This is a genomic window from Arthrobacter sp. 01T414 (assembly GCF_056398965.1).
Genome location: NZ_JBFTQK010000005.1, coordinates 230288 through 250668 on the forward strand (window position 1 = coordinate 230288; position 20381 = coordinate 250668).

Here is a 20381-nt window from a genome sequence, read left to right on the forward strand (position 1 = left end):
CCGGTGATAGCGTGGCCCCATGCATGTGAACGTTCCCGCGGTGCTCCGTGCCCCCGTGGCGGGCTTCACCAAGTTTGCGCGTGCTTTCGGGCCCCGCCATCCCGCCCAAGTGATCGTCCTGGGCTTTGCCGGCGCCGTCGCCGCGGGGACCGGCCTGCTGTCCCTGCCGATGGCAAAGACCGGCGACGGCGGGGCCACCTTCCTGGAGGCCCTCTTCACGGCCACCTCAGCCGTTTGCGTGACGGGCCTGAGCACCGTGGACACGCCGGTGTTCTGGAGCGGCTTCGGCCAAGTGGTCATCCTGGTGCTGATCCAGATCGGCGGGTTCGGTGTGATGTCCTTCGGCACCCTGCTCGGGGTCCTGACCGCCCGCCGGCTGGGCCTGAAATCCCGGTTGTCCGCCGCCGCGGAGACGAAAAGCACCGGCTTCGGCGACGTCCGCGGGGTGCTGGTGGGCGTCCTCGGCATCAGCCTGATCGTGGAAACACTATTGGCCGTGATCCTCGCGGCCCGCTTTATGGCCGGCTACGGCTACCCGCCCGGCGAGGCTGTGTGGCGCGGCATCTTCCATGCGGTGTCAGCCTTTAACAACGCCGGTTTCGCCCTGTATTCAGACAATCTGATGGGGTTCGTCGGCGACCCCTGGGTGTGCCTTCCGATTGCCGCGGCGGTGATCATCGGCGGCCTCGGCTTCCCCGTCCTCTTTGAACTGGTCCGGCAGTACCGGCGCCCGATCTTCTGGGGCATGAATACCAAACTGGTCCTGGTCGGCACCGCGGTGCTGCTCACCGGCGGAACCGCGTTCCTGACTGCTGTGGAGTGGACCAACCCGGCCACACTCGGCGCGCTGCCGGCCGGCGACCGCGTGCTCGCCGGCTTCTTCCAGTCCGCCATCACGCGCACCGCCGGTTTCAACAGCATCGACATCTCGCAGATGCATCCCGTGTCCTGGCTCGGCATGGACATCCTGATGTTCATCGGCGGCGGCCCGGCGGGAACCGCCGGTGGCTTGAAGATCACCACCTTCGCCGTGCTCTTCTTCATCCTCACCACCGAACTCCAGGGCGGCACGGCCGTGAACATCTTCGGGAAGCGGCTCTCCCGCGCCGTCCACCGCCAAGCGATCACCGTGGTGCTCCTCGCGATCGCGCTGGTGTTCGGATCCACCATATTCCTGATGCTCATTACCGACTTTGGCCAGGAGCGGATCCTTTTCGAAGTTGTCTCCGCCTTCGCGACGGTGGGCCTGTCCACGGGCATCACCGCCGCCATGCCGCCAGCCGGCCAGCTGGTCCTGATCCTGCTGATGTTCGTCGGCAGGCTGGGGCCCGTGACCCTCGGCGCCGCCCTCGCATTGCGCGAACGGCCCCTGCTTTACGAATTCCCCAAGGAAAGGCCGCTCATTGGCTAAGAACATTTTTGCCGCCCGCACGGCGGCCGCCAGCACCAAGGCGTCCTCGGTGGTGGTCATTGGCCTCGGCCGCTTCGGCGGCTCCCTGGCCCTGGAGCTCGAGGCCCAGGGGACCGAGGTCCTCGGGGTAGACGCCAGCGAGGAAATCGTCCAGTCCTTCAACGGGCGCCTCACCCATGTGGTCAGGGCCGATTCGACCAAGGAGGAGGTGCTGCGCCAGCTGTCCGTGCACGAGTTTGACCGCGCGGTGGTGGGCATCGGCTCCGACATTGAAGCCAGCATCCTGACCACCTCGCGGCTGCTGAAATTCCAGCGCCCGCAGATCTGGGCGAAGGCCATCAGCGAGCCGCACGCCGAAATCCTCGCCCAGCTCGGCGTCGAGCACGTGATCCGGCCTGAGCATGACATGGGCAGGCGGGTGGCCCACCTGGTCCTCGGCTCCATCCTCGACTACGTGGAATTCGAGGACGATTTTGTGATGATCCGGACGGGCCCTCCGGCTATCGTCCGGGACCGCCCGCTCGGGGTCGTGGGACTACGGGAGAAATTCGGCGTGACCGTGGTGGCCGTCAAGCGCCCCGGCGGGACCTGGGGCCACACCACGGCGCAAACGGTCCTCTATGAGGAGGACCAGATCATCGTCCAGGGTGCCAAGTCACAGGCGGAACGATTCAGCACGATGCCGTAGGCAAAGTAGACTGGAGTCAGGTGCGCCGGGAAGTCTGGTCGGCATAGTTCAGTCGACCCAATTTTGAGGACTTCCGCATGAACCACACCCCGCCTCCCACGCCGCCGCGCGGCACGCCGCGCCTGACCATCTTTGGCCGCGGCAGCTATGCCGAATCGCTGCGCATCGGCGAAATCCTCCGCAAGGAAACCGTCGGCGGAGCCCTGCTCGTGCTGGCGGCCGTTGCTGCTCTTATTTGGGCCAACTCGCCGGCGTCGGAAAGCTATTTCGCCCTCCGCGACTTCAAATTCGGCTACGAGCCCTGGCACCTGGAGCTCAGCCTGGGGGCGTGGGCGGCGGACGGGCTGCTTGCCATCTTCTTCTTCCTCGTCGGCCTGGAGCTCAAGCGCGAGTTCGTGGCCGGAGACCTGCGGCAGCTGGACAAGTCGATCGTTCCGGTCGCCGCGGCGGCCGGCGGGGTGATCATCCCCGCGGTGATCTACGCCGTCGTCAACCTCGGCAGCCCGGAGACATTGCGGGGCTGGGCGATCCCCACCGCCACGGATATTGCCTTCGCCGTCGCGGTCCTGGCCATCATCGGCTCGCACCTGCCGAGCGCGTTGCGGATCTTCCTGCTCACCCTCGCCGTGGTGGACGACCTGATCGCCATCACCATCATTGCCGTGTTCTACTCCAGCGAACTGCAGTTTGTTCCGCTGCTGCTGGCCCTGCTGCCGCTGGGGCTCTACACCTATTTGGCGCATCGGTACCGCCGCTTCTTCGGGCTCAAGGCCCCCGCGGCCTGGTTCATCCTGCTGCCCCTCGGCCTGGCCACCTGGGCACTGGTGCACGCCTCTGGCATCCACGCGACGGTTGCCGGCGTCCTGCTTGGCTTCGCGATACCGGTGCTGCGCTCCCAGGCCAGCGGGGGTCCAGAGGCCGGGCCGGGACTGTCGGAAATCTTCGAGCACCGCTTCCGGCCGATCTCGGCGGCCATCGCGGTACCGGTCTTTGCGTTCTTCTCCGCGGGCGTCGCCGTGGGCGGGTGGGACGGGCTGGGCTCGGCGCTTGCCGATCCGGTTGCCCTTGGCATCATTTTGGCGCTTGTCCTGGGCAAACCCGCCGGCATCATGGGGACCACCTGGCTGCTTACCAAGGTGACCAAGGCGAGGCTGGACGATTCGTTCAAGTGGATCGACGTAGTTGGCGTTTCGATCCTGGCCGGGATCGGTTTTACCGTGTCGCTGCTGGTGGCTGAGCTCAGCTTTGGCAACGGCAGCCTCCAGGACGACCACGCCAAGGTGGGCATCCTGGCGGCATCCCTGCTGGCCGCACTGCTGGCGAGCGTGGTGTTGCGCACCCGCAACCGGCAGTACCGGCTCGCGGAGGAAGAGGAGCGGCGCGACTCGGACAACGACGGGATTCCCGATGTCTACCAGGAAGGCGGCGCTGCACGCTGAGCCGCCGCACGCCGGTCTTAGCCGGCGCGGCCCGGCGCTACGCGTGGTGGTCGGTGCCCCGCATCCGTACCGCGACCACCAGCCCGGACGCTGCCGTCAGCGCGGCCACGACGGCGACCGCCGCCGGGATGCCGTAGGCGTCCGCGAGCAGCCCGGACAGCAGTGCACCCACGGCAAAGCCGCCGTCGCGCCAGAGGCGGTAGATGCCGACCGAGCGTGCCCGCCACTGCGGGTGGGCCACGTCGCCGATGGCCGCCAGCAGGGTGGGGTAGACCATCGCTGTGCCGATGCCGAGCAGGACGGCCGCGAGTAGCCAGATTTCGAAGCCGTGGCCGGCCGCCACAAGGGCGAGGCCCGCTGCCTGGACGAACATCCCGCCGGCGATCAGCCACTTGCGCCCCAGCCGGTCCGAGGCGGCGCCAGTGACCAGCTGCACCGCGCCCCAGACCGCGGGGTAGACCGCGGCGAGGATGCCGATGCGTTCAATCGAGAGGCCGGCGGCGGCGAAGAGCACCGGGAACAGGCCCCAGGCCAGGCCGTCGTTGAGGTTGTTGACCAGTCCGGCCTGGCTCACGGAGGACAGCGAGCGGTCCCGGAAGCTGGTCAGGGTGAAGATCTCGCGGGTGCTGAGCGACGCCCCGGCACCGCTGTGCGCATCGACGTGGTTCGCGGCTTCCGTTTTCGCATGGTGGTGCGTTTCCTTGACGGCCAGCACGGACAGGCCCAGCCCCAGGGCGATGAAGGCGGCACCGAGCAGGAACGGCGCGGGCCGCAGGCCGTAGGATGCCGCGAGGTAGCCGGTGAAGAGGGCCGTCCCGGCCACGCCCAGGTAGCCCGCGGCTTCGTTGAAGCCCATCGCGAGGCCCCGCCGGTTCGGCCCGACCAGGTCCATCTTCATGACCACCGTGGTGGACCAGGTAAGACCCTGGCTGATGCCCAAAATCACGTTGGCGGCGACAATCCAGGACCAGCTGGTGCCGAAGATCAACAGCAGCGGCACGGGCAGAGCTATCAGCCAGCCGGCCACCAGCACCGGCTTGCGCCCGTAGCGGTCCGAGAGCGTTCCGGCGAAGTAGTTGGTGGCAGCCTTGGCCAAGCCGAAGGCCAGGATGTAGGTCAGGGCGCTCGTGTACTTGTCGAGGTGGAACACGTCGCTTGCGAGCAGCGGAAGCACGGTTCGTTCCTGGCCGAGGGTGCCGCCGACCAGCGCGTTGACCGCCACGAGCAGCATGAACTGGGCGAGATTTTGGCGCAGCCCAAGGACCGCCGCGCTTGACGCGCCGCGTTGGCGGGTGGGGGGATCGATAGCTGCCATTCTTTCAGGTTATACCCCCGGGGGTATGTGGACAAATCTGCGCGCACAGCGGCGAACGGCCGCGTTCTCTGGCAGAGTATGAGCATGCTCACAGTCATTGGTGAGGCCCTGGTTGATGTTGTCCAGCGCTCCTCAGGCATCCAGGCCCACGTCGGCGGCAGCCCACTGAACGTCGCGGTGGGCTTGGCCCGGCTGGACCACCCGGTGCAGTTCATCGGCCGCTACGGCCGGGACGCCTACGGCGAATCCGTCGCGGCGCACCTCAAATCCAGTTCGGTGCTACTGCCGCTGGGGCCGGACGAGTTGCCGACGTCGGTGGCCACCGCCTTGATTGACGACGACGGCGCCGCGAGCTAYACCTTTGACCTCGCCTGGGAGCTTCCCGGCCTCGCGGACCGGCTGCCGTTCATGCTGCAGGGCAGCACGCTGCTGCACACCGGCTCGATTGCCACCATGCTGGCGCCCGGCGCCGCGGAGGTGCTCGCCGCCGTCGAGCATGCCCATCCTTCGACGACCATCAGCTTCGATCCCAACTGCCGGCCCAGCATCATCACCGACGCCGACTACGCACGCCATCAGGCCGAAAAGTTCGTCACCCTCGCGGACGTGGTCAAGGCCTCCGATGAGGACCTCGAATGGCTCTATCCCGGTGTTGACCCGCTGGATTCGGCCCGCCGGTGGCTCTCGCTCGGCGGTTCGGAAGGCCCGGCCATGGTGGTGGTCACGCGCGGCGCGGCCGGGCCGTGGGCCGTCAATGCCGCCGGCGAGGGACACGTTCCGGCGCCGGCGGTGAAGGTGGCGGACACTGTGGGCGCCGGGGATTCCTTCATGGCCGCGCTGCTCTCCGGCATCGTGGACCGGGGCCTCAACGGCGCCCAGAACCGCAAGGACCTGCGCGGGCTTTCCGCGGAGAGCCTGCGTGAACTGCTCGGCCACGCCGCCTCTGCGGCTGCCGTCACGGTCTCCCGCGCCGGGGCCAACCCGCCCACCCGCGCCGAGCTAAACCGGATGGAGCTGGACCCTGAACGCGCGGGCCTAACCAGCAACTGAGAGGAAGCCATGGCAACCTTCAAGCTACGCAGCGACACCTTTGAGGACGGCCAGATCCTGCCGGCGGCCCAGCGCGGCGCAGCGACCGGACCCGGCGGCAAGGACGAATCGCCGCCGCTGAGCTGGAGCGGCGCCCCGGCCGGCACCCGAAGCTACGCCGTCACGGTGTTCGACCCGGACGCCCCGGGCCACGGCGGCTTCTGGCACTGGGCCGTGCTGGACATTCCGGCGGACGTCACCTCGCTGGCCGCCGGGGCGGGGTCCCGGCACGGCGGCGGACTGCCGCTGGGCGCCTTCCAGCTCCGGAACGACGGCGGGTCAGCCGGTTACCTGGGGGCCGCCCCACCCAAGGGCCACGGACCGCACCGCTACATCATCACGGTGCACGCCCTGAACGTTGAAAAGTCCGGGCTCGACGCCGGCGCCTCCCCGGCCAAGCTGGAAGCCAAACTCGGCCCGCACACCTTGGCCCTGGCGACCCTGACCGGCCTGTACGAACGGCACTGACCGCCGCCGTCGCCGTCGCCGTCGTACACCCTCTGCCCGCGCCCGGGCGCGGGGCCCGAAATGGCGCGGGCGCAGCCAACGTAGACTGGCAGTATGCGGCTGGTAGCAAGTGATATTGACGGAACGATCCTGGGCCACGACGGCAAAATCAGCGACCGGACCGTGCGCGCGTTCCACGCCTGCCGCGACGCCGGAGTGGAGCTGGTGTTCGTCACCGGCCGGCCCCCGCGCTGGCTGCATCCCCTGCAGGAGCAACTGGGCCACACCGGAACCGTGATCTGTTCCAACGGCGCGGTGGTCTGGGACCTCGAAGCCGACCGCATGGTCTCCGCCCGTGCCTTGGAGCTCGACGCCGTTTTCGAAGCCCGCCGCATCATCCAGCGGCTGCGCCCCTCCGCGCTGTTCGCCGCCGAAACCCTCACCGGCTTCCACTTGGAACCGGGCTTCCTGGGCACCGGCTCCAGCGGACTGCTCGCCGAATTCACGCCGGCCCCGCTGCAGGAGACGCTCAGTGCGGACGACGCTGTGGTGAAATTCCTCGCGGTGGTCCGGGAGGGTTCCGCGGACGAGTTCCTCGCCGAGGTCACTCCCGCCGTCGCCCACCTGGCCGCCGCCACGCACTCCGCCCCCAACATTGCGCTGCTGGAACTGTCGCTGCCCGGCGTCAACAAGGCCGTGACCCTCGCCGAATACGCGGCGTCCCTGGGCGTTGAAGCGCAGGACGTAGTGGCCTTCGGCGACATGCCCAACGACATCGAGATGCTGCGCTGGGCCGGGCACGGCTACGCCATGGCCAGCGGACACCCGGAGGCTATCCGGGCGGCCGGTCGGCAGGCACCGCACTTCGACGACGACGGCGTGGCCCAGGTCCTCGAGGCCAAACTTGCCGAGCTGGGCGTCCGGCTCCCGTAAGCGTTGCCCCGCACGGGATTCCCAGCTGCCGGACAACTGCCGTTCATCTTGGCCTCCTAGGCTGGCAGGACCGAAGGGATCTCTTGACTGATGGTGGGGCAATCATGGCCAGGTACGGCAACCGACATATAGATGATCAGCCGCTCCGGCGGGTGGACCCGGACGCGCACTGGAAGAGCCTGCGCCAGGGCGACCGGGTCCGGGTCCGGCTCTCGCCCGGCTTTGAGACCGGCGGCTTGGTCGACGAGGTCACACTGGACCACACCACCGTCTGGGTGGACCTCGACGGCGCCGGCCGGACGCTGCTGCACTGCAGCGATGGCGTAGAGATCCTGCCGCACGGAGCCTGAACACGCCTTCCTGCTGAGCCGGGGGTGCTCCGGTACGCTTCAGGAGTGACTGCCCCGCACCCCTTCCTCGCCGCCGGCGACGCTGCCGGAGCGCCCGTCGCGATGGCCCACCGCGGTTTTTCGCCGTCCGGCGCCGAGAACTCGATGGCCGCGTTCCGCGCCGCCGTCGACCTCGGTTACCGCTACCTCGAGGCGGACGTCCACACCACCGCCGACGGGGTGCTGCTGCTCTTCCATGACGAAACCCTGGACCGGGTCACGGACGGCAGCGGCCGGATTTCCGAGCTCTCCGCCGAGACGGTGGCCCAGGCCCGGATCGCCGGAGTGGAGCCGATCCCGCTGCTGGCGGAGCTGGTCGCGGAGTTTCCGGAGGTCCGGCTCAACCTCGACGTCAAGGACTGGAACTCGGTGGCCACGCTGGCCGCGGCGATCGAGGAGTATGGCCTGCACGACCGCGTGCTCATCGCCAGCTTCTCCGACCGCCGGCGCCGGGCCGTGCTGCGGCGCCTGAGCCGTCCGGCCGCAAGCTCCGCCGGGATGGCCTCCAACGCCTTGTTCGTGCTGCTGGGACCGCTGCTTCCGGCGGCGATGCTGCGCCGCGTGGCGCTCCGCGACGTGCACGCACTGCAGGTGCCGGTCCGGTACGGGGCCGTGCCGGTGGTGACCGCGGGGTTCGTCCGCCGCGCCCACCGCCACGGCCTGCACGTCCACGTCTGGACCATCAACGAGCCGGCCGAGATGCACCGGCTGCTGGACCTCGGCGTCGACGGGATCGTCACCGACCGCGCGGACCTGCTGAAGACGGTCCTGCAGGAACGCGGGCAGTGGCCGGACTGACGTCCCTCAGCCGCCTGAAAACCCGCGCAGCAACCGTAGCCCGTTGTGAATCCTAGCTGCTGAGCTCCACCATCAGCGCCGGCAACTCATCGCAGAGCTCGCGCGCCAGATAGCCGAGTCCGCCCAGCCTGCTCGCCAGGCGGTCGCCGGCGGCGGCGTGCAGGTGGGAGCCCCAGCAGGCGGCCTGTGCGTCGGTGGTTCCACGGGCCCGCAGTCCCGCAATGGCGCCGGCCAGCACATCGCCGCTTCCCGAGGTGCCCAGCCCACTGTGTCCCGTGGTGATTTCCCATAAGCCGCCGCCCGGCTCCGCGATCACACCCTGGCAGCTCACCACGGCCTGGTACTTCTCGGCGATCCCCGGCACGTCACGGTGGAGGTCTTCAAGGTCGCGGCCCAGCAGGATGCCGCCCTCGGTGACGTTGGGGGTCAGGATCAGCCGTCCCGCCCAGGGCTGCAGTTCCCCGGCCAGCTCGGGCAGGCAGCCCAGGGCATAGGCATCGAGGACGACGGCGGGGCCGCGCTTCGGCCGCGACCTGCCCGGCAGCAGCAAGGCGCGCAGCAAGGACAGGGTCTCGTCCTTGTCGTCCAGGCCCGGTCCGACCAGGATGGCGTCTGCAGCGCCCACTTCGTCTGCCAGCAACGACGCTGCGGAGCCCTTGACCGATCCATGCGTAGTCTCCGGCAGCCCCACGACGCCGGACTCCGGGAAGGCGACCGCCAGCTGGACCGCCGTCGACTCCGCCACCGCCAGGGTCAGCCGGCCGGCACCGGAGCGCAAGGCAGCGACGCCGGCGAGCAGCGCGGCCCCGGGCGTCTTGCGCGCGCCGCCCACCACCAGCACCGAACCCCGGTCATCCTTGCCGGAACCCCCGCCGGGTAGCGGCCAGCCGCGCAGCAACGTCGGAGTCAGCTGCACGGCGGGGGAGGGCTTAGCGCGGGTGGACATCGGCGTCTCCTGCGTGCTCGGTGACGGGTACGCCCTGCTCCGCCAGGTGGTCCGCCACGTTGAAACTTTCCAGCTCCCACGCGCCGCTCCCGCCGGCCCGAACATAGCGGCTGACGGAGGCGTTGAGAATGCTGGTTGTAGCGGCAAGATCCAGCAGCTCCGCTTCCGAAAGGCCTTGCAGAATGTAGCGGAACAGCACGATCAGGGCGTCGTGGCAGACCAGCAGGACCTCTTCACCGGCATGCTCACGGTCCAGTTCGGCCAGCAGCGAGCGGAGCCGCAGCACGACGTCGGCCCAGGACTCGCCGCCCGGCGGCCGGTAGTAGAACTTCCCCAGCCATCGCCGGCGCTGGGCCTCCTCGGGCAGCCGCGCCTCCACGCCCGCGGAGGTCAGCATGTCCAGGATCCCGAGCTCACGGTCGCGGAGCCGCTCGTCCAGCCGCAGCTGGACCCGCCAGCCGCCCATCTGAACCGCGAGTTCGGCGGTCTGGCGGGCCCGGGCGTAGGGGGAGGACCAGACGGCACAGCGCTCCTGTTCGGGGATGCGGGCCAGCATCCGGCCCAGCGCCAGCGCCTGTTCCCTGCCGGTTTCCGATAGCCCGACGTCGGCGTCGCGGGCCGGGACATTGATGACGTGGGCCCCCGCCTGATGCGCGAGCGTCGCGGCCACATTGCCTTCGCTTTCCCCGTGCCGGACCAGGACGAGTCCCGTGATGCCCGGCAAGCTGCCGCCGTGTCCGATGTTGCCCACCGTTACCTCCTGCTCGCCGGCCCGAAAGTGCCCACGTTACTCCCGCGCTCCCTGCCTTGTCTCGGAAAGGAATTGTCGGCGCCGGCTGGCAGGATGGAGCTATGCGTATCCTGATCGCCCCGGACAAGTTCAAGGGCTCCCTGACCGCCGCCGAGGCCGCCGCCGCCATTGCCGAGGGCGCCCTGCGCGTCTACCCCGAGGCGGAGGCCATCCAGTTCCCGGTGGCCGACGGCGGTGAGGGCACCTTGGAGGCAGCCGTTGCCGCCGGCTACGAGGAACGCCTGAATGCCGTCGTCGGACCGATCCTTGCGCCCATCGGTGCGGCCTGGGCGATCCGCCGGGACGCCTTCGGCGGCGCAACCGCTGTCATCGAGACGGCGCAGGCATCCGGGCTCGCGCACATGGAACCGACGCCGGCCAACGCCCTCCGGGCCCACAGCTACGGGTGCGGGCAGTTGATAGCGGCCGCGTTGGATGCGGGCGCCACTGAAATCGTGCTTGGCGTGGGCGGCTCGGCCATGAGCGACGGCGGCAGCGGCGCCCTGCGTGCCCTTGGCGTCAAGCCGGTGGACGCGGCCGGCAACGTGGTGCCGCTCGGCGGCGGCTCGCTCGGCGACGTTGCCGCCGTGGACCTCAGCGGGCTGGATCCGCGGCTGGCGGCCGTGACGTTCAGGATTGCCGTGGACGTGCAGAACCCGCTCTACGGGCCGGAAGGCGCAGCGTACGTCTTTGGGCCCCAGAAGGGCGCCGACGAAGAGGCCGTCGAGGTGCTCGACGCCGGGCTGCGCAACTGGGCCTCGGTGCTGCGGCAGACCACCGGCCGCGACGTCAACGTCCCGGGCGCGGGCGCCGCCGGCGGCTTCCCGGCGTCGTTCCTGGCCCTGAGCAACGCTTCTCTCGAGGGTGGATTTGAACTCGTGGCCGGGTTGACCGGGCTCGCCGGGAAGCTCGCGGATGCGGACCTGGTGATCACGGGCGAGGGCTCGCTGGATTCACAGTCGCTGACCGGCAAAGCGCCGATTGCGCTGGCGGACGCCGCCCGCGGCCGCGGCATCCCCGTGATCGTGGTCGCCGGCCGGATCCTCGTCACCCCCGAAGACCTGGAGCGCCACGGGGTGGTCGCGGCCGCACAATTGCTGGACGTGGCTCCGAGCCCGGCCGAGGCCATCTCCAATGCGGCAAAGTATCTGGCCTGGGCCACGAGCCAGGTGCTGGAAGGCGCCTAGGCGCCTAGGCGGCCGCGCGGAGTTGCGCGCTTGTGATGGATTAACTCTGGTTTCGGGCACGCCTGCGCCGATAAAATGGCCCCAGTTGGGGGCCGTGACTCTCCATCTGGGCCACGGGCAAACCGTGGCCCAGCACAGGAGACCGAAATGTCCATGAAGCGCAACAGCCCCCGCCGGCCCAAGCTCCAGGAACGCCGGCTGGAGGTCGAACACATCAACGTCGTTGACCGGCGCGTGATGCGTAAGGCCCTCGGCGGCACCATCGTCGGGAACACCATGGAATGGTACGACGTCGGCGTGTTCGGCTACTTGATCACCACCATGGGTCCGGTCTTCCTTCCGGAAGCGGACAAAACGGTGCAGAACCTGTTCCTGCTCGGTACCTTCGGAGCCACCTTCATCGCCCGGCCGCTCGGCGGGGTCTTTTTCGGCTGGCTGGGCGACAAGATCGGCCGCCAGCGGGTCCTGGCCATGACGCTCATCATTATGGCGGCCTCCACCTTCGTGGTGGGGTTGCTGCCCGGCTACGCCGCACTCGGGATCTGGGCGGCCGTGCTGCTCGTCGCCACCAAGCTCATCCAGGGCTTCTCGACCGGAGGCGAATACGCCGGCGCCACCACCTTCGTCAGCGAACACGCCCCCGATGCCCGGCGCGGCTACTTTGCCAGCTTCCTGGACCTCGGCAGCTACATGGGCTTCGCCATCGGCGCCGCCTTGGTCACGCTGCTGCAGGTGACGCTGGGCGGCGACGTGATGGAGGCGTGGGGCTGGCGGGTCCCGTTCCTGATTGCGGGACCACTGGGCCTGATTGCCATCTATTTCCGGATGAAGATCGAGGAGTCCCCGGCATTCCAGGCCAGCCTCGATGCGCAGGGGGCAGGCGGCCCGGCCGGGGAAGCCGCGGAAACCAAGGGCCCGGTTGCCATCTTCGCCTCGCACTGGCGCGGCATCCTGCTCGCGATGATCCTGGTGGCGGCGGCCAACACGGTCGGCTACGCGCTGACGTCGTACATGCCCACCTACCTGACCTCGAACAAGGGCTATGACGAACTCCACGGCACGCTGCTGACCATCCCGATCCTGGTCCTGATGTCCGCCGCGATTCCGCTGACCGGCAAGCTCTCGGACCGGATCGGACGCCGGCCGGTGCTCTGGATCGGGTCCCTGGGCACCGTGGTGCTGGCCGCCCCGGCCTTCCTCCTGATCGGCATCGGGGCCATCTGGTCCACGTTGCTGGGCCTGGCGCTGATCGCCTTCCCGCTGACCTTCTACGTGGCGAACCTGGCCTCGACGCTGCCGGCGCTCTTCCCGACCGCCAGCCGCTACGGGGCGATGGGCATCGCCTACAACTTTGCCGTGGCCATCTTCGGTGGCACGGCGCCGTTCATCATCGCGTCCCTAATAGCGGCGTCGGGCAACGAGATGATGCCGGCCTACTACCTGATGGCCACCTCGGCCGTGGGGGCCGTGGCGGTTTACTTCATCAAGGAGACGGCGGGCAAGCCATTGATGGGATCGATGCCGAGCGTTGACACCATCGAGGAAGCACACGAACTCGTGGCCGGGCAGGAATCGAACGAGAACCTGAACCTCAACGAGATGCCGTTCGACCACACCTACGAGCCGGCCGAGGCCGAGGAGGTGCGGGGAGGGGAGCCCGGGTCGCGGGACCCCGGGCTGCGGGACGGAACACCCGAGCGCAGGGACACCCCCGCAGGGTAGCCCCCGCCTAGGCGCCGGTTTCGTAGTGCGGTTCGGCCACCGGCTTCGACTCGGGGGAGCCTTTCTCCCGCAGGTACACCGACGCGCCCACCAGCACGGCGACGGCAAGGAACTCGCTCTGCCAATTCTGGAAGGACTCGAACCAAAAGCGGCTGGTCGCGAAGTAGCCCAGCACGCTGACCGGCGGCTGGCCGTGGGCCTGCTGCTCCTGGCTGTACTCCTCGCTGCCGCCGACCGCGTGAAGCGCGACTGACATCAGGAACAGCAGCAGGAACATGATCGAGAGGGAGTGTTCGTAGAGCTTCAGCACCCACCCGCCGCGGCGCACCGGCCACGGTGCCGCCGGCTTGAGCGCAGCCTGCCGCGGATCCTCGTCCTGCGGAGCTTTCTTGCCCATTGGCTTGGATTCCGAGGAGCCCTTTTGGAAGAGGAACACCGTCAGGATGACGTACATGCCCATCTGGAGGAACTCGGATTCCCAGTTCTCGAATGTCGCCTCCAGGAACGCGCCGGTACCCAAGTACTCGAGGATTCCGACGGCGGACTGGCCGTGGGCGAGCTGGTCCTCGCTGTAGTCCGCGGCCCCGCTGATGACCATGCCGCCGAAGAAGACAACGAAAAGTCCAATGTTTGCCAGCAGCAGTCCGTGTTCCTTGGCCCACTTGCGCATTTTCGCTCCCGACTCTGGGTGGATTTTGTGAGGTGCGGTTTCAGTCATGTCCTATTCCCGTCCGGCCCGGCGCCGGAGCCTGTTGGGAATCAGCACGAGCAGGACCAACAGTACGGCCAGCAGCGCGCCGCCCGCGGTAAGTCCGGCGGTCCGTCCGGCCGTGACGTCAAAAACCAGCGCAGAGGTGCCCACACTCAGGAGGGCGACGCCGGCCAGGGCCACTTTCGCGATCCGGTCCGCGCTCGCCACGAGAATCTCCTTGAGCCCCTTGCGGAAGAGCCGCCGGTGCGCGCTCACCGGCAGCAGGATGAGGGCCGTGGTGAGGGCCGCCAGGACGACGTTTACGAGGTAGAGCGCCAACTGGAAGCCGTCCAGCGTCTCGAAACGGGACTGGAACGGCAGTGTCAGCAGGAAGCCGGCCAGGATCTGGACGCCGGTCTGGAGGACCCGCAGCTCCTGCAGCAGTTCGGCCCAGTTGCGGTCCATCTTCTCGTCGAAACTTTCATCCCGGCTGTCCTTCCGGGTTTCCTCGGCGTTTGGCATAGTCGCTTCCTTTCGAGTTCCACCCTGCCCTGCCTGAGTCTCAGGAAGGGCACGGTCAGCCTGCCCGAAACCACACAAAATCGTCTCGTTACTAAGCTTACTGAGGATTTTTCGGGTACGGTGGAAATCAAGGGAAGGCCACGCTCCCGGGCGCGGCTGGACTCCAGACCCGATCATCCAGATTCGACCGGCCGAATGCCAGAAAGCAGGAGGAACGACATGACTCAGGACCAGCAAGGACGCCCCATCGAAGAGGAAGCGGGCGGCTACGGCACCCCTACCGCGGAGCAGGAACTGCCCGGCGGGGACGCAAAGTCGTTCGCACAGCCCCGCGATGAAGAAGCCTTTGATGCCGCGGGTCTCAACCAGGACAGCCCGGACGGTGAGAGCTACCCTACAGGTACGCCGGACCTAAGCCAGTTCGGTGCCGAAGACCAGGACAGTGCGGGAGAGCCCGGAGCAGGAGGCTTCGGAGGAACGGAGGAACAGTTGAACGCGGAAAACGAAAGCAGCGAAGCCGGATTCGAGCAGGGCAACGAAGCGGCCGCCCAGGCCGGCGGCGCGGTCCCCTCCTCGGACGCGGAGATGGACGAAGCCAACACCGAGGAAGCTGAGCCGGGCCGGCCCTTCTCCTCGGAGTCCGGCCAGGACGCCGCCGGGATTCCGGACGGCAGCGGCACGGACCTGCCGGAAGAGCAGTCACCGAAGGACCGTGAGCGCGAAGACAAGGAATCGTTCGACGCCGGCTAAGCCGCCGCGGACACGCCAAAGGCCGGCGCCCTGCCACCGCAAGGTGGGAAGGCGCCGGCCTTTTTGGTGCGGCGGGCTGTGTGGCTGCCGGCGCTTAGCGGCGCTTCTTCGGGGAGCGCTTCGCGGCGGCATTGACGGCAGCCTTGACGGCCGCGACCGGGGCGGCGTCCTCGGTCTCCGGTTCAGCCACGGTGCCGCGGGCCTTCGCGATGGCCTTCATGCCGTGGTAGATCACCAGGGCGGCCGCGGAGCCCAGCGCGATGCCGGTGAACTTGAGGTCGCCGATGGTCCAGGTGTAGTCAGCGATGCCCACGATCAGGGCCACGGCGGCGGTGGTGAGGTTGATCGGGTTGGAGAAGTTGACCTTGTTCTGTACCCAGATCTTCACGCCCAGGACACCGATCATGCCGTAGAGCATGGTGGCTGCGCCGCCGAGCACGCCCGCCGGGACAGTTGCGATCAGTTCGCCGAACTTCGGCGAGAAGCTCAACACGACGGCGAAGATGCCCGCCACCCAGTACGCCGCCGTCGAATAGACCTTCGTTGCGGCCATGACGCCAATGTTTTCGGCGTAGGTCGTGGTGCCGGATCCGCCGCCCAGGCCGGCGAGGACAGTCGCGGCGCCGTCGGCCATCAGCGCGCGTCCCGACACGCCGTCGAGGTTCTGGCCGGTCATGGCGGAGACAGACTTCACGTGGCCGATGTTCTCCGCCACCAGCACCAGCACCACCGGGACGAACAGGCCCACGACGCCGAGGTGGAATTCGGGGGTCTGGAAGTGGGGCAGCCCGATCCAGGCGGCGGCGTCGACCTTGGCGAAGTTGATCTCGCCGCGGATCATCGCGACGAGGTAGCCCACCACGACGCCGACCAGGATGCTGAGACGGCCCAGGATGCCGCGGAAGAAGACGCTGACCACGATGATCACAACGAGGGTGACCAGGGCGGTGATGGGGGCGGCGTCGAAGTTGTTCTTGGCCGCGGGAGCCAGGTTCAGGCCGATCAGGCCCACGATGGCGCCCGTGACGATAGGCGGCATGAGCCGGTTGATCCAACCCGCGCCGAACTTCTGCACGATGGCGCCGATGATGGCCAGTCCGACGCCGGCCAGCACCACGCCGCCCAGCGCGCCGGGAATACCGAACTGCTGTTGCGAGGCCATGATCGGGGCGATGAAAGCGAAGGAGGAGCCCAGGTAGCTGGGTACCCGGCCCTGCGTGATGACCAGGAACAGCAGGGTGCCAATGCCGGAGAAGAACAGCGTGGTGGCCGGCGGCATGCCCGTGATGATTGGCACCAGGAAGGTGGCGCCGAACATGGCGACAACGTGCTGCATGCCCACGCCGATGGTCAGTGGCCACGCGAGGCGTTCATCCGGCCTGACGACCTCGCCGGGGCGGATGGACTTGCCGTTTCCGTGGATCTTCCATTTGGTGCCGAGCATGCTCATTGCAGCGAGCCTTTCAAGAATGTGTGGCGGGACCGGGAAGGAATCTTCCGGGTGCCACTTTACCGCGCCGGCCGGGAGGCTCCGGTGCCGGGACGGCATCGATAGAGTTGCGGAATGCCCGCCCTGATTGCTCCGACAGAACGTCTCTATGCCGCCTGGCTCGAAGCGCATGCCGAGTGGGGACCCGGCCTCCACGAGGATGGCTTAGGGCTGGCGCCGGAGGACGACGTCGACTCCGCCGCCGGTTTTAGGGCGTGGCTGGAGCGGCTGGCGGGAGACTCGGCGCTGTGCACCTACCTGTGGGTCATCGACGGGGAACAGGTGCTCGGCGGGATCGCGCTGCGGCATGCGGGTAACGAAAGCGTGGACTGGGCCGGGCACATCGGCTTCGGCATCCGGCCGTCCGCGCGCGGGCGCGGCCTGGGAGCCTGGGCCCTTGGGCAGATGATCGATGCGGCGCGTCGGCTCGCGATGGAACGGGTGTTGCTGGTCTGCGCGGCCGGCAATGTCGCCTCAGCGGCAACGATCGAGCGCCAGGGCGGGGTGCGCGAGAGTGCCGGCAACTCCGGGGCCGGCAAGGTGTGGCGGTACTGGATCCGCGTCGGACAGGCCGCGGAGAGGGACTAGGGGGCCGACGGCGCTCCGGCGGCCGCAGGCGGTTTGCGCACCAGCAGCATGGCCTGCGGGTGCTTTTCGCCGGCCCGCGCAGCCCGGACCAGTTCCGCTTCCGGAACGAATCCCTGCTCCGCAAAACAGCCGGCAACGTCGTCGGGAGAGTGCAGTTCCGCCCGGAGGTCGACGTCGTGCCCGTACGCGCGGCGGATCGTGCGTTGGCCGCTGCCCACCTGGAAGGCGACAAGTGCGAAGCCGCCGGGGCGGAGCGCCCGACGGAATTCACAGGCGATCTCCAGAAGCTCCGACGGGGAAGAGTGGATGATCGAGTACCAGGCGATGATGCCGTCCGCGGCAGCCTCCGCCGCCGGGAGCCTGGTCAGCGCGCCCACTTCGAAGGCGAGCCCGGGATGGCGACGCCGGGCCACCTGGACCATCCCCGGCGAGAGGTCCACGCCGGTGACGTCCAGCCCGGCTTCGGCCAGATGGATGCTCATTCGTCCGGTCCCGCACCCGGCGTCGATCACTTTGCGATCGGGGGTCGGGTGCAGTCGCGCGCAGAACGCCTCGATCATCGCCATATCGAGAGGGGCTTCAAAGCGGGTGTCCGGAAGGGCTGCCGAATACGACTCGGCCACCGTGTCGTAGGCGGAGCTGAGCCGGGCCAGGTCCTCGGAGTTTCCCATTGCCTGAGCGTACCCACGGCGCCGACGGGCGTCACAGTCCCAGTTCGACGAGGCGGGTGTTTCTGCATTCGACCAGCGATTCCTCAGCTCACCTCGTGCAGCCGGATTCCTGGGCCCTCGCGGTACCGTGGGGTCCGATGGACACTTCGACACTCCTTGCGGCCTACGACCAACAGCTCCGGACAGATGCGGAGACCCCCAGCGCGGTCTCCGTCGAGCGGCTGGGCCCGCTGCGGCTGGTGACTTTCGCTGGCGGCCGCGGCTTCGTGACCTATCAGGACCTCGCCGGGGCCGATGCAGCGGCGATCGCGCGGTGGGTGGCTGATACGTTGGCGTTCTACCGCGCGGATCCGCAGATTGTTCGGGTCGAATGGAAAACCCGGGGCCACGACCAGGCGCCCGGGCTGCATGGGGCGTTGCTCGAGAATGGGTTTGAGGCCGATGAGACCGAGTCGGTCATGATCGGGGCCGCCAGCGCGCTCGACGTCGACGTGGACCTGCCGCCCGGGGTGAGCCTGCGGCGCGTGACGGACGAGGCGGACATCCGCGCCATGAGCGTCATGCAGGACGAAGTCTTTGGCAGCCCGGCATCCGACGGCAACGCCGAAGCAATCCTGCGCCGGATGGCGCGCGATGACGGGATGGAGCTGTGGGTCGCCGAACATCAGGGGGAGATCGTCAGCGCCGGCCGGCTCGAACCGGTGCCGGACACGGACTTCGCCGGCATCTGGGGCGGGGCCACCCGGGAGAATTGGCGGGGCCGGGGGATTTACCGGGCGCTGACGGCAGTCCGCGCGCGGGCGGCGCTGTCGCTGGGCAAGACCCTCATCCACAGCGACTCGACCGAGTATTCACGCCCGATTTTGGAGCGCTACGGCCTAGTCCGGGTGTCCACGACGACGCCGTATCGCTGGCGGCGCTAAGCCGGGCGCTGACCACCTGCGCGGCGCACGCCGTGGCAGACTGAACCCGTGAATCAGGGACCGGACTACGCTACGTACGCCGCCAAGATGCGCGGCCTGGCTGCGGCCGGTTGTGACCTGGAAGTCGACGCACGCTTCGTCGACATGCTGTGCCCGAGACGGGCCCACATCCTGGACCTTGGCTGCGGCATCGGATCCGCGGTCGGTGCCCTTCGAGACCGTGGCCACTTGGCGTACGGCGTCGATCCCAGTGCGGCCGTTCTGGCGGTCGCCCGCGAACGGTTCGACCCAGCATGGTTCCGGAGCATCGGCGCCGGCGACGTTTCTGCCGCTGGGCTGGCCGGTCAGGGACTGCCTGCCGACTACGACGCCGTACTCATTTCAGGAAACGTCCCGGCCTTTCTCACGGATGACGAGCTGGCGGGGATCTTTGAGCGGCTCCCCTCCATTCTGAAACCCAGGGGCTGCCTCGTCGTCGGCACTTCCACGGCGGCCCGCGGGGGACCTGCGCAGCAAGATTTGGCGGCAAGCGGCTCGGCTCTCACCCTGGCCCATCGCTTCTCCGACTGGCACCTGGGCTCCTTCAGCGAGGATTTACCGTGGTCAGTGAGTGTCTATTTGAACGCCGGCCAACGCCGCGCCGACGGCGCCCCGGACGGGGTGTTCGTCCTCGGCAGCTGACCTTTGCCGGCCGGTGGCTGCGCCGGGCTGTGTCTTATTTGCGCAGGTCGAGGGTGAAGCCGGGATAAGTCGAATAGTCGCCGACACGATCAGGCTCAAAGCCGAGGGACTCGTAGAACGCGACCGCTGACGGGCTGGCCTGCCAGTCGAGAATCATGGGCTGCGGGCGGGCCTTCGCCCAGCCGAAGAGATGATCCATGAGCGCCCTGCCGGCGCCCTTTCCGCGCGCCTCCGGCTCCACGTACAGGTCATGTACGCGGCCAGTGGTGAACGTGGTGCGTAGGCCCGGTCCGAAGTCCTGGGCTACGCCATAGCCGATCAGGCGGCTGCCGGCCTGGGCCACGGCGACGCACCAAGCAGCGTCGGAGACCCGGCTAGCGAACCGACCGTCGAAGTCCTGCTGCGGTAGGTTCTGGGCGCTTGATGTGAACGCGATGGACAACCGCCGCACCTCGGCCGCGTCCTCGGGTGTGGCCGGCCGCACGACGAGCTCCGCAAACGGCATGTACCGGTCCCTCCCTCCCGTGTGTTGCTTCGGTCCTTTACTGCCCAGACTTTCATTCGCGGCTGCCGTTGTACTCCACGTGTCGGCGTAGGGGGTCCGTGTCGGTTCAAGTGCCGCGCGGCCTCGACTTCGTGATTCGTCCGGTGAGCGGCGCCGCTCATGATCTGAAGTAGTGGTTTCTTCGTGGTGTTTGGGTGGGGTCGAGGTGGGGTGGCGGGATGAACCAGGGGATGCCGTTGCGGGGTTGGATGGTCCATTGTTCTTTGTGGGTCAGGTGGTGATGGTGGGAGCACAGGAGTGTTCCATTGTCTGCGGATGTGGTGCCGCCTTTGGACCAGTAGGTGATGTGGTGGGCTTCGCACCAGGGGGCGGGGATGGTGCAGCCGGGGAAGGTGCAGCCTTGGTCG

The 20381-nt window shown here is 68.3% G+C and carries 23 protein-coding genes; 14 read left to right on the forward strand and 9 right to left on the reverse strand.

Going from position 1 to position 20381, the window contains the following annotated elements; translation table 11 throughout:
• The first annotated feature begins 19 nt into the window (after positions 1-19).
• From AC1DK9_RS13440 to nhaA, 3 genes are all read left to right on the forward strand, one after another.
• Positions 20-1411, forward strand: a complete 1392-nt coding sequence (locus AC1DK9_RS13440) for a TrkH family potassium uptake protein (RefSeq protein ID WP_476916218.1) — start codon at positions 20-22, stop codon at positions 1409-1411.
• The gene (locus AC1DK9_RS13445) at positions 1404-2099 is read left to right on the forward strand and encodes a potassium channel family protein (protein WP_476861367.1); all 696 of its coding nucleotides are present in this window, start codon (positions 1404-1406) and stop codon (positions 2097-2099) included. Before AC1DK9_RS13440 ends, AC1DK9_RS13445 begins: the two co-directional genes overlap by 8 nt.
• A gap of 77 nt (positions 2100-2176) precedes the next feature.
• The gene (gene nhaA, locus AC1DK9_RS13450; protein WP_476916219.1) at positions 2177-3538 is read left to right on the forward strand and encodes a Na+/H+ antiporter NhaA; all 1362 of its coding nucleotides are present in this window, start codon (positions 2177-2179) and stop codon (positions 3536-3538) included.
• Between the two features lie 37 nt (positions 3539-3575).
• Here nhaA and AC1DK9_RS13455 read toward each other — a convergent pair whose 3' ends face one another.
• Entirely contained in the window at positions 3576-4853 is a 1278-nt protein-coding gene (locus AC1DK9_RS13455) for an MFS transporter (RefSeq protein WP_476916220.1), read from the reverse strand.
• 84 nt (positions 4854-4937) lie between these two features.
• Between AC1DK9_RS13455 and AC1DK9_RS13460 the strand changes: the two genes are divergently transcribed.
• The 5 genes from AC1DK9_RS13460 to AC1DK9_RS13480 all read left to right on the forward strand — a co-directional run bounded on the left by AC1DK9_RS13460 (position 4938) and on the right by AC1DK9_RS13480 (position 8509).
• Entirely contained in the window at positions 4938-5903 is a 966-nt protein-coding gene (locus AC1DK9_RS13460) for a carbohydrate kinase family protein (protein ID WP_476916221.1), read from the forward strand.
• 9 nt (positions 5904-5912) lie between these two features.
• Entirely contained in the window at positions 5913-6410 is a 498-nt protein-coding gene (locus AC1DK9_RS13465; RefSeq protein WP_476916222.1) for a YbhB/YbcL family Raf kinase inhibitor-like protein, read from the forward strand.
• Positions 6411-6503: 93 nt separating this feature from the next.
• Positions 6504-7322, forward strand: a complete 819-nt coding sequence (locus AC1DK9_RS13470) for an HAD family hydrolase (RefSeq protein ID WP_476916223.1) — start codon at positions 6504-6506, stop codon at positions 7320-7322.
• Between the two features lie 104 nt (positions 7323-7426).
• On the forward strand, positions 7427-7672 hold the full coding sequence (locus tag AC1DK9_RS13475) for a hypothetical protein (RefSeq protein ID WP_476861361.1): 246 nt from the start codon (positions 7427-7429) through the stop codon (positions 7670-7672).
• Positions 7673-7717: 45 nt separating this feature from the next.
• On the forward strand, positions 7718-8509 hold the full coding sequence (locus AC1DK9_RS13480; RefSeq protein WP_476916224.1) for a glycerophosphodiester phosphodiesterase family protein: 792 nt from the start codon (positions 7718-7720) through the stop codon (positions 8507-8509).
• A 52-nt stretch (positions 8510-8561) separates the two neighbouring features.
• Here AC1DK9_RS13480 and AC1DK9_RS13485 read toward each other — a convergent pair whose 3' ends face one another.
• Together AC1DK9_RS13485 and AC1DK9_RS13490 are read right to left on the reverse strand one after the other, a co-directional pair.
• On the reverse strand, positions 8562-9455 hold the full coding sequence (locus AC1DK9_RS13485; protein ID WP_476916225.1) for an NAD(P)H-hydrate dehydratase: 894 nt from the start codon (positions 9453-9455) through the stop codon (positions 8562-8564).
• Positions 9439-10206, reverse strand: a complete 768-nt coding sequence (locus tag AC1DK9_RS13490; RefSeq protein WP_476916226.1) for a histidine phosphatase family protein — start codon at positions 10204-10206, stop codon at positions 9439-9441. The genes AC1DK9_RS13485 and AC1DK9_RS13490 overlap by 17 nt, the downstream gene beginning before the upstream one ends.
• 101 nt (positions 10207-10307) lie before the next feature.
• Here AC1DK9_RS13490 and AC1DK9_RS13495 point away from each other — a divergent pair, with 101 nt between their 5' ends.
• Both AC1DK9_RS13495 and AC1DK9_RS13500 read left to right on the forward strand, forming a co-directional pair.
• On the forward strand, positions 10308-11432 hold the full coding sequence (locus tag AC1DK9_RS13495; RefSeq protein ID WP_476916227.1) for a glycerate kinase: 1125 nt from the start codon (positions 10308-10310) through the stop codon (positions 11430-11432).
• Positions 11433-11579: 147 nt separating this feature from the next.
• Positions 11580-13154, forward strand: coding sequence for an MFS transporter (locus tag AC1DK9_RS13500; RefSeq protein WP_476916228.1), 1575 nt, complete (start codon positions 11580-11582; stop codon positions 13152-13154).
• A 7-nt stretch (positions 13155-13161) separates the two neighbouring features.
• On the opposite strand, the gene AC1DK9_RS13505 is transcribed toward AC1DK9_RS13500, so the two are convergent.
• Together AC1DK9_RS13505 and AC1DK9_RS13510 are read right to left on the reverse strand one after the other, a co-directional pair.
• A complete protein-coding gene (locus AC1DK9_RS13505) occupies positions 13162-13872 on the reverse strand; it encodes a DUF6766 family protein (RefSeq protein ID WP_476916229.1) in 711 nt (236 codons plus the stop codon).
• 3 nt (positions 13873-13875) lie between these two features.
• Positions 13876-14367 (reverse strand): DUF6328 family protein, encoded by a 492-nt coding sequence (locus AC1DK9_RS13510; protein WP_476916230.1) that lies wholly within the window; start codon positions 14365-14367, stop codon positions 13876-13878.
• Positions 14368-14586: 219 nt separating this feature from the next.
• Here AC1DK9_RS13510 and AC1DK9_RS13515 point away from each other — a divergent pair, with 219 nt between their 5' ends.
• Positions 14587-15117 carry a hypothetical protein gene (locus AC1DK9_RS13515; RefSeq protein ID WP_476916231.1) on the forward strand — a complete coding sequence of 177 codons (531 nt, stop codon included), beginning with the start codon at positions 14587-14589 and terminating at the stop codon, positions 15115-15117.
• Between the two features lie 94 nt (positions 15118-15211).
• On the opposite strand, the gene AC1DK9_RS13520 is transcribed toward AC1DK9_RS13515, so the two are convergent.
• A complete protein-coding gene (locus AC1DK9_RS13520; protein WP_476916232.1) occupies positions 15212-16567 on the reverse strand; it encodes a uracil-xanthine permease family protein in 1356 nt (451 codons plus the stop codon).
• A gap of 114 nt (positions 16568-16681) precedes the next feature.
• Between AC1DK9_RS13520 and AC1DK9_RS13525 the strand changes: the two genes are divergently transcribed.
• Positions 16682-17194 carry a GNAT family N-acetyltransferase gene (locus tag AC1DK9_RS13525; RefSeq protein ID WP_476916233.1) on the forward strand — a complete coding sequence of 171 codons (513 nt, stop codon included), beginning with the start codon at positions 16682-16684 and terminating at the stop codon, positions 17192-17194.
• Here AC1DK9_RS13525 and AC1DK9_RS13530 read toward each other — a convergent pair.
• Positions 17191-17865: a class I SAM-dependent DNA methyltransferase gene (locus tag AC1DK9_RS13530; protein WP_476916234.1), complete on the reverse strand. Its 675-nt coding sequence runs from the start codon at positions 17863-17865 to the stop codon at positions 17191-17193. The two genes, AC1DK9_RS13525 and AC1DK9_RS13530, sit on opposite strands and share 4 nt — an antisense overlap.
• 137 nt (positions 17866-18002) lie before the next feature.
• On the opposite strand from AC1DK9_RS13530, the gene AC1DK9_RS13535 reads away from it, so the two are divergent.
• Positions 18003-18788 carry a GNAT family N-acetyltransferase gene (locus AC1DK9_RS13535; protein ID WP_476916235.1) on the forward strand — a complete coding sequence of 262 codons (786 nt, stop codon included), beginning with the start codon at positions 18003-18005 and terminating at the stop codon, positions 18786-18788.
• A 48-nt stretch (positions 18789-18836) separates the two neighbouring features.
• Positions 18837-19469: a class I SAM-dependent methyltransferase gene (locus tag AC1DK9_RS13540; RefSeq protein ID WP_476916236.1), complete on the forward strand. Its 633-nt coding sequence runs from the start codon at positions 18837-18839 to the stop codon at positions 19467-19469.
• Positions 19470-19503: 34 nt separating this feature from the next.
• On the opposite strand, the gene AC1DK9_RS13545 is transcribed toward AC1DK9_RS13540, so the two are convergent.
• Together AC1DK9_RS13545 and AC1DK9_RS13550 are read right to left on the reverse strand one after the other, a co-directional pair.
• Complete coding sequence (locus tag AC1DK9_RS13545) at positions 19504-19974, reverse strand: N-acetyltransferase family protein (RefSeq protein WP_476916237.1); 471 nt, start codon at positions 19972-19974, stop codon at positions 19504-19506.
• 157 nt (positions 19975-20131) lie between these two features.
• The coding region (locus tag AC1DK9_RS13550; protein ID WP_476916238.1) for an HNH endonuclease signature motif containing protein at positions 20132-20381 on the reverse strand (250 nt) is incomplete at its 5' end.

Excerpts from the sequence above, each read along its gene's own strand:
- AC1DK9_RS13440 (WP_476916218.1), top strand. The coding sequence starts at position 20 with ATGCATGTGAACGTTCCCGCGGTGCTCCGTGCCCCCGTGGCGGGCTTC.
- nhaA (WP_476916219.1), top strand. The coding sequence starts at position 2,177 with ATGAACCACACCCCGCCTCCCACGCCGCCGCGCGGCACGCCGCGCCTG.
- AC1DK9_RS13455 (WP_476916220.1), bottom strand. The coding sequence starts at position 4,853 with ATGGCAGCTATCGATCCCCCCACCCGCCAACGCGGCGCGTCAAGCGCG.
- AC1DK9_RS13465 (WP_476916222.1), top strand. The coding sequence starts at position 5,913 with ATGGCAACCTTCAAGCTACGCAGCGACACCTTTGAGGACGGCCAGATC.
- AC1DK9_RS13470 (WP_476916223.1), top strand. The coding sequence starts at position 6,504 with ATGCGGCTGGTAGCAAGTGATATTGACGGAACGATCCTGGGCCACGAC.
- AC1DK9_RS13475 (WP_476861361.1), top strand. The coding sequence starts at position 7,427 with ATGGCCAGGTACGGCAACCGACATATAGATGATCAGCCGCTCCGGCGG.
- AC1DK9_RS13485 (WP_476916225.1), bottom strand. The coding sequence starts at position 9,455 with ATGTCCACCCGCGCTAAGCCCTCCCCCGCCGTGCAGCTGACTCCGACG.
- AC1DK9_RS13495 (WP_476916227.1), top strand. The coding sequence starts at position 10,308 with ATGCGTATCCTGATCGCCCCGGACAAGTTCAAGGGCTCCCTGACCGCC.
- AC1DK9_RS13500 (WP_476916228.1), top strand. The coding sequence starts at position 11,580 with ATGTCCATGAAGCGCAACAGCCCCCGCCGGCCCAAGCTCCAGGAACGC.
- AC1DK9_RS13505 (WP_476916229.1), bottom strand. The coding sequence starts at position 13,872 with ATGACTGAAACCGCACCTCACAAAATCCACCCAGAGTCGGGAGCGAAA.
- AC1DK9_RS13510 (WP_476916230.1), bottom strand. The coding sequence starts at position 14,367 with ATGCCAAACGCCGAGGAAACCCGGAAGGACAGCCGGGATGAAAGTTTC.
- AC1DK9_RS13515 (WP_476916231.1), top strand. The coding sequence starts at position 14,587 with ATGACTCAGGACCAGCAAGGACGCCCCATCGAAGAGGAAGCGGGCGGC.
- AC1DK9_RS13520 (WP_476916232.1), bottom strand. The coding sequence starts at position 16,567 with ATGAGCATGCTCGGCACCAAATGGAAGATCCACGGAAACGGCAAGTCC.
- AC1DK9_RS13525 (WP_476916233.1), top strand. The coding sequence starts at position 16,682 with ATGCCCGCCCTGATTGCTCCGACAGAACGTCTCTATGCCGCCTGGCTC.
- AC1DK9_RS13530 (WP_476916234.1), bottom strand. The coding sequence starts at position 17,865 with ATGGGAAACTCCGAGGACCTGGCCCGGCTCAGCTCCGCCTACGACACG.
- AC1DK9_RS13535 (WP_476916235.1), top strand. The coding sequence starts at position 18,003 with ATGGACACTTCGACACTCCTTGCGGCCTACGACCAACAGCTCCGGACA.
- AC1DK9_RS13545 (WP_476916237.1), bottom strand. The coding sequence starts at position 19,974 with ATGCCGTTTGCGGAGCTCGTCGTGCGGCCGGCCACACCCGAGGACGCG.